The organism is Pseudomonas mandelii, assembly GCF_002251635.1.
GTDB lineage: Bacteria > Pseudomonadota > Gammaproteobacteria > Pseudomonadales > Pseudomonadaceae > Aquipseudomonas > Aquipseudomonas mandelii_B.
Genome location: NZ_NMOJ01000095.1, coordinates 14498 through 28717 on the forward strand (window position 1 = coordinate 14498; position 14220 = coordinate 28717).

Annotated in this window: 11 protein-coding genes; 10 read left to right on the forward strand and 1 reads right to left on the reverse strand. The window is 61.0% G+C overall.

Annotated elements, in window-relative coordinates; genetic code table 11:
• Positions 1-52: 52 nt before the first annotated feature.
• The 10 genes from urtB to ureC all read left to right on the forward strand — a co-directional run bounded on the left by urtB (position 53) and on the right by ureC (position 8848).
• Positions 53-1555 (forward strand): urea ABC transporter permease subunit UrtB, encoded by a 1503-nt coding sequence (urtB, locus tag B7L09_RS14275; protein ID WP_094469350.1) that lies wholly within the window; start codon positions 53-55, stop codon positions 1553-1555.
• Positions 1555-2634 (forward strand): urea ABC transporter permease subunit UrtC, encoded by a 1080-nt coding sequence (gene urtC / locus B7L09_RS14280; RefSeq protein WP_094469351.1) that lies wholly within the window; start codon positions 1555-1557, stop codon positions 2632-2634. Before urtB ends, urtC begins: the two co-directional genes overlap by 1 nt.
• On the forward strand, positions 2631-3500 hold the full coding sequence (gene urtD / locus B7L09_RS14285) for an urea ABC transporter ATP-binding protein UrtD (RefSeq protein ID WP_094469352.1): 870 nt from the start codon (positions 2631-2633) through the stop codon (positions 3498-3500). Before urtC ends, urtD begins: the two co-directional genes overlap by 4 nt.
• Positions 3501-3603: 103 nt before the next feature.
• A complete protein-coding gene (gene urtE, locus B7L09_RS14290; protein ID WP_094469353.1) occupies positions 3604-4302 on the forward strand; it encodes an urea ABC transporter ATP-binding subunit UrtE in 699 nt (232 codons plus the stop codon).
• Positions 4303-4332: 30 nt separating this feature from the next.
• Entirely contained in the window at positions 4333-5172 is an 840-nt protein-coding gene (locus B7L09_RS14295; RefSeq protein WP_094469354.1) for an urease accessory protein UreD, read from the forward strand.
• 146 nt (positions 5173-5318) lie between these two features.
• A complete protein-coding gene (locus B7L09_RS14300; RefSeq protein WP_094469355.1) occupies positions 5319-5621 on the forward strand; it encodes an urease subunit gamma in 303 nt (100 codons plus the stop codon).
• 9 nt (positions 5622-5630) lie between these two features.
• A complete protein-coding gene (locus B7L09_RS14305) occupies positions 5631-6164 on the forward strand; it encodes a GNAT family N-acetyltransferase (protein ID WP_094469356.1) in 534 nt (177 codons plus the stop codon).
• Positions 6165-6170: 6 nt separating this feature from the next.
• The gene (locus B7L09_RS14310; RefSeq protein WP_094469357.1) at positions 6171-6704 is read left to right on the forward strand and encodes a GNAT family N-acetyltransferase; all 534 of its coding nucleotides are present in this window, start codon (positions 6171-6173) and stop codon (positions 6702-6704) included.
• Complete coding sequence (locus tag B7L09_RS14315; RefSeq protein WP_094469358.1) at positions 6704-7009, forward strand: urease subunit beta; 306 nt, start codon at positions 6704-6706, stop codon at positions 7007-7009. The genes B7L09_RS14310 and B7L09_RS14315 overlap by 1 nt, the downstream gene beginning before the upstream one ends.
• 138 nt (positions 7010-7147) lie before the next feature.
• Positions 7148-8848, forward strand: a complete 1701-nt coding sequence (gene ureC / locus B7L09_RS14320) for an urease subunit alpha (protein WP_094469399.1) — start codon at positions 7148-7150, stop codon at positions 8846-8848.
• A 65-nt stretch (positions 8849-8913) separates the two neighbouring features.
• On the opposite strand, the gene B7L09_RS14325 is transcribed toward ureC, so the two are convergent.
• Positions 8914-14199 carry an NEL-type E3 ubiquitin ligase domain-containing protein gene (locus B7L09_RS14325; RefSeq protein ID WP_094469359.1) on the reverse strand — a complete coding sequence of 1762 codons (5286 nt, stop codon included), beginning with the start codon at positions 14197-14199 and terminating at the stop codon, positions 8914-8916.
• Positions 14200-14220: the final 21 nt, after the last annotated feature.

The following is a 14220-nucleotide window of genomic DNA, read 5'->3' on the forward strand; positions in this document are numbered from 1 at the left end:
NCTGCATCGCAGGCAAGCCAGCTCCCACATNGNCCGTGCNNGNCGACTAACTATGCCCTCCGCCCTTTACCGTCTTATTCTCGCCATCGCGCTTTTACTGCCGATGGCCGCGCAGGCCGGCGACGCCGAAGACTTCGTCGCCGCCAATCCCGTGCAGCAAGCCAAGCTTCTCGAATCCTGGGCTGCGCAGCCCGATCCGGCTCGTATCGAATTGATCAACGCCCTGCAACAAGGCGAGTTGACCGTCGACGGCCAAGCCAAAACCCTGCGCCTGAACAATCGCCTGCGGGGTCTGATCGACACCGCGCTGGCCAGCCACCAATTGCTCGCCGCCGACGCCAAAATCCGTCTGGCCGCCGCGCAGCAATTGCAGAAAAGTGCCAAACCGGCCCAGCTGAAATTCCTCGACCAACAACTGGCGGGCGAAAAAGATGAAAGCGTCCACGCGGCCCTGAGCCTGGCGCTGGCCAACCTGCAACTGGTCGACACCGACCCCGTCGTGCGCCTCGCCGCGGTGCGTCTGCTTGGCGAAACTGGCGATCCGCTCGCGCGCACCCGCCTCGAAAGCCTGCTGGAGCCGGGCATCGAAGCAGACGCCAACGTGCGCACCGCCGCCGAAACCAGCCTGGCCCAGGTCAAACGCAAATTGCTGATCGGCGAGATCCTCGGCCAGGCCTTCAGCGGCATGTCCCTGGGCTCGATCCTGTTGCTTGCCGCCTTGGGCCTGGCGATTACGTTCGGCCTGCTTGGCGTGATTAACATGGCCCACGGAGAGATGCTGATGCTCGGCGCGTATTCGACTTACGTGGTGCAACTGATGATGCAGCGCTACGTGCCTGCGGCCATCGAGTTCTACCCGTTGATCGCGCTGCCAGTGGCGTTTTTTGTCACCGCCGCCATCGGCATGGCCCTGGAGCGTACGGTGATTCGCCACCTCTACGGCCGCCCGCTGGAAACCCTGCTCGCGACCTGGGGCATCAGCCTCATGCTGATTCAATTGGTGCGTCTGGTGTTCGGTGCGCAGAACGTCGAAGTGTCCAATCCCGAATGGCTGTCCGGTGGCATTCAAGTGCTGCCCAACCTGGTGCTGCCATACAACCGCATTGTGATCATCGCCTTCGCGCTGTGCGTGGTGGTGCTGACCTGGCTGCTGCTGAACAAGACCCGCCTGGGTCTCAACGTGCGCGCCGTCACCCAGAACCGCAACATGGCCGCCTGCTGCGGCGTACCCACCGGGCGCGTGGACATGCTCGCGTTTGGCCTGGGCTCCGGTATCGCAGGTTTGGGCGGCGTTGCGCTGAGCCAGATCGGCAACGTCGGCCCGGACCTGGGCCAGAGCTACATCATCGACTCATTCCTGGTGGTGGTGCTCGGCGGTGTCGGCCAGTTGGCCGGCAGCGTCATGGCCGCCTTTGGCCTGGGCATCGCCAACAAGATTCTGGAGCCACAGATCGGCGCCGTACTCGGCAAGATCCTGATCCTCGCGCTGATCATTCTGTTTATCCAGAAACGCCCGCAAGGACTCTTCGCACTGAAAGGACGGGTGATCGACTGATGAACCAGCCATTGATGCTTACGGCCACGCAAAAGGCCGGCCCCAAGGTCACGATTGCCGTTGGCGCGGTGATCCTCGTTCTGTTGCTGGCGTTGCCGCTGCTCTCGCTGTTATCTCCGGTCAGCGTTTTTCACGTCTCGGCCTACACCCTGACGCTGGTGGGCAAGATTCTGTGCTACGCCATCGTCGCCCTGGCCCTGGACCTGGTGTGGGGTTACGCAGGGATGTTGTCCCTCGGCCACGGCCTGTTCTTTGCCCTGGGCGGTTACGCGATGGGCATGTACCTGATGCGTCAGGCGTCCGGGGACGAGCTACCGGCGTTCATGACGTTCCTGTCGTGGACCGAGTTGCCGTGGTACTGGACCGGCACCAGCAGCTTCCTCTGGTCGATGTGTCTGGTGGTGCTCGCGCCGGGTTTGCTGGCGCTGGTCTTCGGGTTTTTCGCCTTCCGTTCGCGGATCAAGGGCGTGTATTTCTCGATCATGACCCAGGCCCTGACCTTTGCCGGGATGCTGCTTTTTTTCCGCAACGAGACCGGGTTTGGCGGCAACAACGGCTTCACCAATTTTCGCAGCATCCTGGGCTTTGGCATTACCGAGCCAGGCACGCGAGCGGTGTTGTTTTTTGCCACGGTGGTGTTGCTGGTCGCCAGCTTGTACACCGGCTGGCGCCTGGCGCAGAGCAAGTTCGGCCGGGTACTGACGGCATTGCGCGACGCGGAAAACCGTCTGATGTTCTGCGGCTACGACCCGCGGGGTTTCAAGCTGTTTGTCTGGGTCTTGAGCGCGGTGCTGTGTGGTCTGGCCGGTGCGCTGTACGTGCCGCAGGTCGGGATCATCAACCCCAGCGAAATGTCGCCGACCAACTCCATCGAAGCCGCTGTGTGGGTGGCCTTGGGTGGGCGCGGCACACTGATCGGCCCGCTGCTGGGCGCCGGCGTGGTGAACGGCATGAAGAGCTGGTTCACCGTGGCGTTCCCCGAATACTGGCTGTTCTTCCTCGGTGCGCTGTTCATCATCGTCACCCTGTANCTGCCCAAAGGCGTGATCGGCCTGCTGAAAAAGAGAGGTGAGCAATGAGAGTCACTGCGACGGCTGAATTCATGCTCGAACCGGCATTTTTTCCTGTGGAGCCCAACAAGGACGCCGGCAGCAGCCGCGACGCCATCGGCCTCGGGCAGGCCGCAGGCAAGGGTCTCAACACCCGCCACGGCACCATCCTGACCCTGGAAGACATCAGTGTCAGCTTCGACGGTTTCAAGGCGCTCAATGACCTGAACCTGTACATCGGCGTCGGCGAACTGCGCTGCATCATCGGCCCCAACGGCGCGGGCAAAACCACGCTGATGGACGTGATCACCGGCAAGACCCGCCCCAGCCACGGCAANGCCTGGTTTGGCGAAACCCTCGACCTGACCAGCATGAGCGAAGTGCAGATCGCCCAGGCCGGCATCGGCCGCAAGTTCCAGAAACCCACGGTATTCGAAGCCCTGAGCGTGTTCGAAAACCTGGAACTGGCGCAGAAAACCGACAAGTCCGTGTGGGCCAGCCTGCGCGCACGCTTGAGCGGCGAGCAGAAAGACCGTATCGATGAAGTGCTCGAGACTATCCGCCTGACCGCTTCGGTACAGCGCCCGGCCGGGCTGCTGTCCCACGGCCAGAAGCAGTTNCTGGAGATCGGCATGCTGCTGATGCAAGACCCGCAGCTGCTGCTGCTNGACGAACCGGTGGCGGGCATGACCGACGCCGAAACCGAATTCACCGCCGAACTGTTCAAGCGCCTCGCGGGCAAGCACTCGCTGATGGTGGTGGAGCACGACATGGGCTTCGTCGGCTCGATTGCCGACCACGTGACGGTGTTGCACCAGGGCAGCGTGCTGGCCGAAGGGTCGCTGGAACAGGTGCAGGAAAATGAGCGGGTGATCGAGGTTTATCTCGGTCGCTGATGCTGACGTGAACTGCTTTATGTGGGCGCTGGCTTGCGATATTGGCCGATACGCCGCCATCGCCAGCAAGCCGGCTCCTACAGGGGGTGAGGAGAATTCCAGAATGCTGCAAGTCGACAAGCTGCATCAGTACTACGGCGGTAGCCACATCCTGCGCGGGCTGTCATTTGACGTAAAAATCGGCGAAGTCACCTGCCTGCTCGGCCGTAATGGCGTGGGCAAGACCACCCTGCTCAAATGCCTGATGGGTTTGCTGCCGGCCAAAGAGGGCGCGGTGAACTGGGAAGGCAAGGCCATTACCGGGTTCAAGCCGCACCAGCGCGTGCATGCTGGCATTGCCTACGTGCCTCAGGGCCGGGAGATTTTTGGGCGCCTGACCGTGGAAGAAAACCTGTTGATGGGCCTCTCACGTTTTCCTGGTTCTGAGGCCAAGGAAGTCCCGACCTTCATCTACGAGCTGTTCCCGGTTTTGCTGCAAATGAAGCAACGGTGCGGCGGTGACTTGTCCGGCGGCCAACAGCAGCAATTGGCGATTGGTCGCGCACTGGCCAGCCGTCCACGGCTGTTGATTCTCGATGAGCCCACCGAAGGCATCCAGCCGTCGGTGATCAAGGAAATTGGCATGGTGATCAAGAAGCTCGCGGCACGCGGCGACATGGCAATCCTGTTGGTGGAGCAGTTCTACGACTTCGCCGCCGAGCTGGCCGACCAGTACCTGGTGATGTCACGCGGTGAAATCGTCCAGCAAGGCCGAGGCGAAAATATGGAAGCCGAGGGTGTACGCGGTCTGGTTACGATCTAATCTGAAGCGTCCTGACGATAACTAGAAGACATGAACTTACCTCTCCCCACTGCCCTGTTTACCCCGAGCTGGCATGCCGAGCTGGAATTGGGCTACGCCCGGTTCGGCGACAGCACGCGCCCGGTCCAGCGCCGGCACAAAGGCCCGCTGCGGGTGCAGAAGCACCTGTACGCCGAAGGCCCCGAGGTGTGCCAGCACATCATCGTGCATCCGCCCGGCGGGATTGCCGGCGGTGATCGCCTGGACATCTCGGCCAGCGTCGGCCCGGATGCCTGGGCGCAAATCACCAGCCCGGGCGCTGCCAAATGGTATCGCGCGGCGGGGCCTGCCTATCAGCAGCTGACATTGAAGGTGGCGTGCGGTGCGACACTGGAATGGCTGCCACAAGAGACGATCATCTTCAGCGACGCTCAAGCCGAACTCAGCACCTCGATTGATCTGGAGGGCGACGCCCGGCTGTTCTACTGGGACGTGGTCGCCCTCGGCCGCCCGGCCAGTGGCGAGCGTTTCGACCTCGGCCACTTCCAATCGCACCTGGACATTCGCCGCGACGGCCAGTTGCTCTGGCATGAGCGCCAGCGCATTGTAGGCGCNGACGGTTTGCTTGATTCGCCGATTGGCCTGGATGGACAACCGGTGTTTGCGACGTTGCTGGTGACCGGGGAGATTGATAGCGAACTGCTGGAAACCTGTCGCTCGCTGCCCACTGAAGTACGCGGGGATCTGACGCAATTGCCCGGGCTTCTGGTGGCTCGTTGCCTGGCCAGTGAAGCGCTGTTGGCGCGGGGCTGGTTGATTGAATTGTGGCGCTTGCTCCGGCCGGCGTTACTCGGCCGCGAAGCCCTGCCCCCAAGAATATGGAGCACCTGAACACCGATATCCTTGTAGGAGCCGGCTTGCTGGCGATGGCGATGGCGATGGCGCCAGTCAGTACGCCATCGCCAGCAAGCCGGCTCCTACAAGTTGTGTGTTTACAGATCCGATTACTTTTTATCTGCCCAGATGGATTCCAAACGATGGACCTGACCCCACGCGAAAAAGACAAGCTGCTGATCTTCACCGCCGGCCTCGTGGCCGAGCGGCGTTTGGCGCGCGGCGTGAAACTCAATTACCCGGAAGCCATGGCCTACATCTCCGCTGCGCTGCTCGAAGGCGCGCGTGACGGCCAGACCGTCGCCGACCTGATGCACTACGGCACCACCCTGCTCAGCCGCGAGCAAGTGATGGAAGGCATCCCGGAAATGATCCCGGATATCCAGGTCGAAGCGACGTTCCCCGACGGCACCAAACTGGTCACCGTTCACCAGCCTATCGCCTGAGGACGCGTCATGACCTATCAAATTCGCGATGCGCTGCACGCCGACCTGCCGGCGATCCGCGACATCTACAACGACGCCGTGCTCAACACCACGGCGATCTGGAACGAACAACCGGTCGACCTGGCTAACCGTCAGGCGTGGTTCCGCGCCCGGCAAGCCCAGGGTTATCCGATCCTGGTGATCGTCGACGGCGATAACAGCGTGCTGGGCTACGCTTCATTTGGTGACTGGCGGCCATTCGACGGTTTCCGCCACACCGTCGAGCACTCGGTCTACGTGCGCAGCGACCAGCGTGGCAACGGTCTCGGCCCGCAATTGATGACGGTGCTGATCGAGCGCGCCAAAGGCTGCGACAAACATGTGATGGTCGCTGCCATCGAAAGCGGCAATGCCGCTTCTATCCGATTGCATGAACGGGCCGGTTTCGTCACGACCGGGCAAATGCCACAAGTGGGCANCAAGTTCGGCCGCTGGCTGGACCTGACCTTCATGCAACTGACCCTCAATCCTGGCGCGGAGCCGCCACCCGCCAACAAGGAGTAATTGCCGATGAACGCTGCCCAACTGCGCCGCGTCAATGTTGAAAGCTTTGCGCACTATCGTCAGGGTTTGATTGATTTGCTGCTCGACGCCGTCGGCTATGGCGCCAGTGTCGGGTTCATGGCCAATCTGGATGCCACTCAGGCCCGTGCCTATTTCGATGACGTTCAGGACAACCTGAACAAGGGCAACGTGCTGCTGTGGGTGGTGGTCAAGGACGAGCAGGTGCAGGCCAGCGTGCAGCTGACCTTGTGCCAGAAAGCCAATGGCCTGAACCGTGCCGAGGTGCAGAAACTGCTGGTGCGTGAACATGCGCGCCGCCGTGGCCTGGGCCAACAATTGATGAGCGCGCTGGAACAGGCCGCGCTCCAGCACAAGCGCGGCATGCTCTACCTCGACACCGAAGCCGGCTCCCCCGCCGAGGACTTCTACAAAGCCCTGGGCTACACCAAAGCAGGTGAAATCCCTGATTACGCCTGCGACCCGAGCGGCCAGTACAAACCGACCGCCCTCTACTACAAGATTCTTCAGGGAGCCCATTGATGATTCCCGGTGAATACCAGATCCAGCCCGGCGACATCGAACTCAATGTAGGCCGGCGCACCATCACCCTCAGCGTGGCCAACAGCGGCGACCGGCCGATCCAGGTGGGCTCGCATTATCATTTTTTCGAAACCAACGACGCCCTGACCTTCGACCGCGCGGCCAGTCGCGGCATGCGCCTGAACATCCCCGCCGGCACCGCCGTGCGCTTCGAGCCGGGGCAGAGTCGTGAGGTTGAGCTGGTGGACCTGGCCGGGCATCGCCGGGTGTTCGGGTTTGCCGGCAGGATCATGGGTGACCTTTAAGTCATTCGGCGCCAGTACCGGCCCCATCGCCAGCAAGCCGGCGCCTACAGGATCGCACTCCCCTGTAGGAGCCGGCTTGCTGGCGATTAGCGAGCAGCGCGAGCGGTCTCAAAAACAATTGAATCTCAAGGCATGCGCATGAAAATCTCAAGACAAGCCTACGCCGACATGTTCGGCCCCACCGTCGGAGACAAGGTCCGCCTGGCCGACACCGAGCTGTTCGTCGAAGTGGAGCAGGACTTCACCGTCTACGGCGAAGAAGTGAAATTCGGCGGCGGCAAGGTGATTCGCGACGGTCAGGGCCAAAGCCAGTTGCTCGCCCATGAAGTGGTGGACACGCTGATCACCAACGCGCTGATCATCGACCACTGGGGCATTGTCAAAGCCGACGTCGGCCTGAAGAACGGCCGCATTCACGCGATCGGCAAGGCCGGCAACCCGGATATACAGCCGGGCGTGACCATGGCCATCGGCGCCAGCACCGAAGTGATTGCCGGTGAAGGCATGATCCTCACCGCCGGCGGCATCGACTCCCACGTGCATTTCATCTGCCCGCAGCAGATCGAGGAGGCGCTGACCAGCGGCGTCACAACCATGATCGGCGGCGGCACCGGCCCGGCTACCGGCACCAATGCCACTACCTGCACCTCGGGCCCGTGGCACTTGGCGCGCATGCTCCAGGCCAGCGATTCGTTCCCGATGAACATCGGCTTCACCGGCAAGGGCAACGCCAGTTTGCCGGAGCCGTTGGTCGAGCAGGTCAAGGCCGGCGCCATCGGCTTGAAGCTGCATGAAGACTGGGGCACCACACCGGCCAGCATCGACAACTGCCTGAGCGTTGCCGATGAGTACGACGTGCAGGTGGCGATTCACAGCGACACGCTCAACGAATCCGGATTCGTCGAAACCACCCTCGCCGCGCTCAAGGGCCGCACCATTCACACCTACCACACCGAAGGTGCCGGTGGCGGCCACGCGCCGGACATCATCAAGGCTTGCGGCTTCCCTAACGTGCTGCCCAGCTCCACCAACCCGACCCGGCCGTTCACCCGCAATACCATCGACGAGCACCTGGACATGTTGATGGTCTGCCATCACCTGGACCCGAGCATTGCCGAAGACGTGGCCTTCGCCGAAAGCCGCATCCGCCGCGAAACCATCGCCGCCGAAGACATCCTGCACGACCTGGGCGCGTTTTCGATGATCAGCTCCGACAGCCAGGCCATGGGCCGCGTCGGCGAAGTGATCACGCGCACCTGGCAGACTGCCGACAAGATGAAAAAACAGCGCGGCGCCCTGCCCGGCGACGGCCCAGGCAATGATAATTTCCGCGCCAAACGCTACATCGCCAAGTACACCATCAACCCGGCGATCACCCACGGCATCAGCCATNNNGTCGGCTCGGTCGAAGTGGGTAAATGGGCGGATCTGGTGCTCTGGCGTCCGGCATTTTTTGGGGTCAAGCCGACCTTGATCCTCAAGGGCGGCGCCATCGCAGCCAGCCTGATGGGCGATGCCAATGCTTCCATTCCGACTCCGCAACCGGTGCATTACCGACCGATGTTTGCCAGCTACGGCGGCTCGTTGCACGCCACCAGCCTGACCTTCATCAGCCAGGCCGCGCAGGAGGCGGGCCTGCCCGAAGCCTTGGGGTTGAAGAAGAAAATTGCAGTGGTCAAAGGGTGCCGTGAGGTGCAGAAAACCGACTTGATCCACAACGACTATCTGCCGACCATCGATGTCGACCCACAGACCTATCAGGTCAAGGCCGATGGGGTGTTGCTGTGGTGTGAGCCCGCAGAGGTGNTGCCGATGGCCCAGCGATATTTCCTGTTTTGATCGTTCGGTAGGCCTGACAACCCCGGGGGCCTGGCGTACCAGGCCCCCGGGAAAAACAGGTGCAATCAGCTGTCCGGCTGCACGACAAAGGGCAGTTCTACCCTTTGCAGTTTTGCCCGGTCGATCGCCTGTTGGGTGAAGGTTTTGAGCAACGTCTTTTTGTCTTCATCGATCGCATCTAACTCAGCGGCATAGTCCGCTTCGGTCATGACACGGCCCGGCGAAAAGTCGCTTTGCGGTTTCTTCAGTTCAGCACCGAGCACCGTGAGTTCCTCCTTCAACCGAGCCTTTTGCTCAAGGGAAAGCGTTGTGTCATTCGCACGCTGGTCCAGTGCCATATAGAAGTCTGTCGTGGCATCGATCCGGCGCCTGAACACTTTGAAAGCCCGTCGGTTGACACCCTCGACATAGGATGACCAGAACGGCTGCTCGACCAGCAAATCACCGAGCAACTCCCCTTCCTCAAGGTCCAGCACACGCAGATAAGCATCATCGATCATCTGCGATGTAACACCCGCGACCCCTCTAAACTGCATGTTGCGAGACTGCCAGGGCAGGTCCAGCCTTTCGGCAAGATCGGTCATGAACGCCAGGTGAACTTCCACCTCATCAATCGTACCCGTCACCTCCCCCGTAGCGTTGATACGCCTGAACGCCTCGCCCATCGCCTCGCGCTCGGAGATCGTCTTGCGGGCAATCCTGCTCAGTTCATCCAGACGTGACTTGCCTCGCGCCAGCGACACCAGCTCCCCTTCCACCAGCGCGGGATTGGCCAGTTCATAGGCCTCGTGAATCAGCACTTCCAGGCCCATGGCATTGAACAGTTGCGCACCGGCATCGACGCACGCCGTGGGCACCGTGGTCATGGTGAAGAGTTTTTGCCGAAGCTCGGTGTTTTTGGACATCGCCTCGAGCATGCGCCAGACCTTGGCGGTCATATCGACCCGAAACCCGGGGTCGTTCTTGAAATGCCCCGACTCGGTGAGTTTACGGATCTCGTTGAAAAAACCGACCGATCCGTGCTCATCCTCGACGCTGTTCCAGACCGCTTGCTTCGCCACCCATTCCGGCCGGGTCATGCCCGCCTCCCAGTCGAGACTGTCGCGCACACCGCGGGGCGGATACGGTCGATCCGGGTCCAGGCCGACGGACTCGATGTAGTCCCTGAGCGTCTGCAGATTGGCCTCCGCCAACCACTGCGGATCACGGCTCAGCACCGTGCGTGCCAGCAATTCCGCCTGCACGGAGCCCGAGGGCACCGACGGAATCTGCGTGATTTCGTTGCGCTGCATATCCAGGAAAAAGTGCCGGAAGCGCGGTTGTGCGAACAACCCCTGTGGCCAGGTATGAATGCCGGTGTCAGTCAGAATCAGCGTATGCAACATTCTCATGCTGCCGATATCCGGGGCTTGCCCCAACGGATTGCCAAACAGGTCCAGGGCCTCAAGTCGTGTCAGGTTGCGCAAATCCGCGACGCCTTGGGTATCCAGGACAATACGGTTACCTCGCATGTTGAGTTCCGTCAGCCCGCGCATGCGGCGGATGGCACGTGGAACACCGGTGAGCGCATTGCCGTTGACGTTGAGCGAACGCAAACGGGGAAAATGATCGAGGAAGGAGCTGTGTGAGTCGGTCAATTCGGTCAGGGTCAGATTGAGGTTTGTGACGTGATCGAAATGGCCTTCCAGGGCGGGCATGGTGCGTAGATGACGCCCCAGTGGAATGTTTTCCAGGTCGAGCACAACGCCCTGAAGATGACCGAATGAATCCACATGGCGCAACCCGGTGTGTTGCCAGCATTCTCTGACCGCTTTGTACAAGGCGTTTCTGGATTGCCATTCGGCGACGCCGGCAGGCGTGAAGCTGTACGCTTCGGTCGGCGATTTCAACCAGCGTTGAAAATTGGCGTTGAGCCGATCGAATTCCGCTTCGAGTGCGCTCGCCCTCTGCGCCGGGCTGAGTTCGCTGCCACTCACCTGCAGATAGGCCAAAGCTTCGTCCTCGGTCCATCCGGGACGCACGACACGCACCCGCTCTTGCGGCGTGATGGGCTCGTTGACTCTGTGCAGCCCATGAGCAATCCCACGCATGCCGCCCCGCAGACGCATTGTGGCTGGGTCATACGCCGGTTTGCGCACAGGGTTATCCGCCAGCAGCGCGCTGAACGTGTCCCGTGGCAGCGGCGCGTTTTGAACGGCGAGCTTGAGCGTGGCGCCTTGATTGACGTGATACCCCAGCGCGTTTCGTTCGGCGTCAGGCAGGGCGTGCAACACCGAAGCATAAAGATCATCGGCCCCGTGCAACTGCAGATCATCGGCATCACGTGCCTGGTACTGGCCGTCCTCGCTGACCAGGATTCTGCGGTGGGTGGCATCCGTCGGGCCGACGCTGTCGCGCAACGGTCCGTCGAAAGAAAACGCACGGATTTCAATCCTGAGGTTCGCGGGCCAGTCGGGTAGCGCCTGCAACGAATGCAAGGCCAGCCGCTCGGTGTCCACACCGTAGGGCGCATCGAGGAAGAGCCCTTCATAAGCGCGCGCGGTTCGTATCGCCTTCAAGGTGACGCTCACCCGTTCCTTGAGTTGCAAGGGGATGCGCGACGGCTCGGTGATGTTGAGCAGGTCTTGCGGCTCAATGTCAGCGAGCAACTCCCGGGCTACCGCAGTGGGGAGCCCATTGAACGCGTCCTGAAGCACCCGAACCTGCGGGTTGTCGGTCAGCTGCAAACGACGATTCAGCGCGTCAAACAGAGGTCCGCGACGACTGCCTGCTCGCCCGGCCAGCAGGTTTTTCAAGGCGTTGATGCGGACTCGCTCGTCCGTTGAAATGCCCTGCCCGAGCATCGCGTGAATGTCGCTCTCGTTGGCAAACTTCACGGCACGCTCCGGCAGTTTTCCTACGCTGACCTCGGCACGGTTGATCTTCAGCGTGTCAGCCGGCAGTGCATCGGCGTTGCCAAATTTGATCGAGCGCCCGCCGTGCCCAGGGCCGTCAAACAACTCGATGCTTTTTTGCTCCGGCCATCTCGGCAATTCAACCAGCAACTGCGGCACTTGCTCGACGAACGCTGGCGGAACCTCGTTGAGCCTTATCTGCCCGGGTAGCTTTTGCACCTCGGCCCAGGCCTGGAAGCGTTCGATCGTGTCGTTCAGCAACGCGGGCGGCGGGTCGCTGACGACATGCAACCGACGCAATTCGTCCTCCCCCATGCCGCTGACGAGACGAATCTGTTCCAGGGTGTTATCAGAGAAGCCCTCGACCGTCGGGCCCAGGCGCCGCATGAGGGTGGTTTTGTCCCACTCGATGGGGCGGTCGAGTTCGGTCTTCCACGCGCCGCAACCGTTGTGCTCCAGTGTTGGCTGATAAGCCTTTGGCCGAGTCGGATGTTGCAGGCGTGGCTGGCCGGTGCGTGGATCGGTTATGACTTCGAAGTGTTGGTTTTCATGCTTGAGGATGTCCTTTTCGCTTTGCCGGTACAGGCCCTGCTCGCTTGGCTTTGCCTCTGCGGGCAACACCCTGTCATGGGCGTAGGGCGAAAGGTCCGGGTTCCAGAGGCGCGTCTTGCCGTCCGCCAGCTCAATCTTTTTCAACCGGTCGATAAATGCCGAGGGTTTGACGGCCGCCGCCGCGCCGGACGGCAAGACATGCCCGGCGCCCATAATCGCCAACTGTGCGAAATTGATCATGACGCTGGTGAGATGGGACGCTGCTTCTTCCTTGTCCCCTTTGCTCCAGTCCTCGAAGCCTTCCAGGGTTTCCAAAACCATCTGCCCGGCCATGACGGCCAGCATCGCTTCGCCCAGACCGGGAACCAACATGGCGCCGAAGTTGAACACGTTCCAGCCGATGTTCAGATAGCTGTTCAACCGGTTCCAGCGGGTGGTGGCATCTTCATCGCCAGTCGGCACGGCGATTTGCCGCGCATCTGCAATCGCCTTCTCCCTGCGCCACAGACTTGTTTGCGTCCAGAGATCGCCTGAAATGAGATGGGTGACAGGCTCTGCGTTGGCGTTTTCAACTGCGGTTTCCCGCCACCACGGCCCCATGTCCAGCGGCTCGCGCTGTTTCCAGGTGTATATCGAGAGACGCTCGCGAACCCGGGCAAAAAACTTGCCCTGGTCTTTTTGCGCCACGAAACGGCTGAAAAACTGCTGGTAGCCTGGCGAGCGCAACTGGCTCGTCAGTTCCTTCATGAAATCAGTGAAGGACTGATATTCCTTGAGGGGGTGGTCGGGATCATCGGGAACATACGCAAGCAGCGTCCCCTCCAGACGACTTTGTTGATAAGCATCATCCCGTTGCAACATGGCCTCAACGAGACCAGTGGGGCCATTGGCGAAAAACGCCTGGAGCAGCTTGAACTGTTCAAACTCCTGCCCCGGGAGCAGTGCCAGACGTTGCGACCATTCCAGCATCGTTTGTTGATGTTCTGGAATCAGCGCGTCGTAAACCCGTTTGATTTTTGAAGGGTCCGCCACCGCACTGAACAACACAATGCCGGACAGCCTGAAGCCCATGATTGAAAGCCGATGGCTTTGCAGGGGCCGACGCCCGATCAGAATGCCTTGTTCGTTGTCACGGATCTGCCGAAGTTTCCCGTAGCCATAGAACGTGATGTCTTTCTTCAGATACGCGATCAGCGCCGATTCGTGAAACGCGGCTTTTTCACTGGCCATGCATTCCCGCACGACGGTCGCCCTCGCCGTGACCGCCTCGGGCATCAGTAATGCGTTGATGTGACGTTGATATTGCGTACCGATATCGAGCGTCCGGCACAGGGCGGCAAATCTCTCGACCGTGAGCGTATGTCGCTGAAGTTCGTTTTCGTCGTCCCGGGTGAAGATGCCCGAGCCATCGCGAAACGCGCCCGCCTGCGTTTCGGGGGCCTCAAAATTGTGCAGGGCCGCTTCCAGCAATGATGATTGCCTGAGCCGACTGGCATGGGTATCGATGCCAATGGCCAGATTGGCGGGGACGTACAGCCGAATCAGCGTCGCGTTGACGTCCAGTTCCAGGTTCAAATGCTCTTTCAATGCCTGGACCAGCAAGGGCTCGGCGAAGGCAAGAATGTCCTGCTGCACATTCTTCAGCGTCTCGTCCAATGGCCCCTGCAGGCGCCAGCGCTCGTCGATCAACTCCTTGAGGTACTGGCGATCCATGGCCCTTGAATTCAAATACCATTCCGCAAATTCCGGTTTCGAATGGGCAAAGGCAACCAGGCGCGAAGCGGGGGCGTCTTTTACCGGCGGGGGCAGTTTGCCCAGCAGATAATCACGATAAACATTGCGCTCCACGTCTCTTGCCTGCCCGGCAATGACGGGTCGATCTGGCGTATCCGAACGTTCGCTCATTTCGCAAATCCTTATGCGATG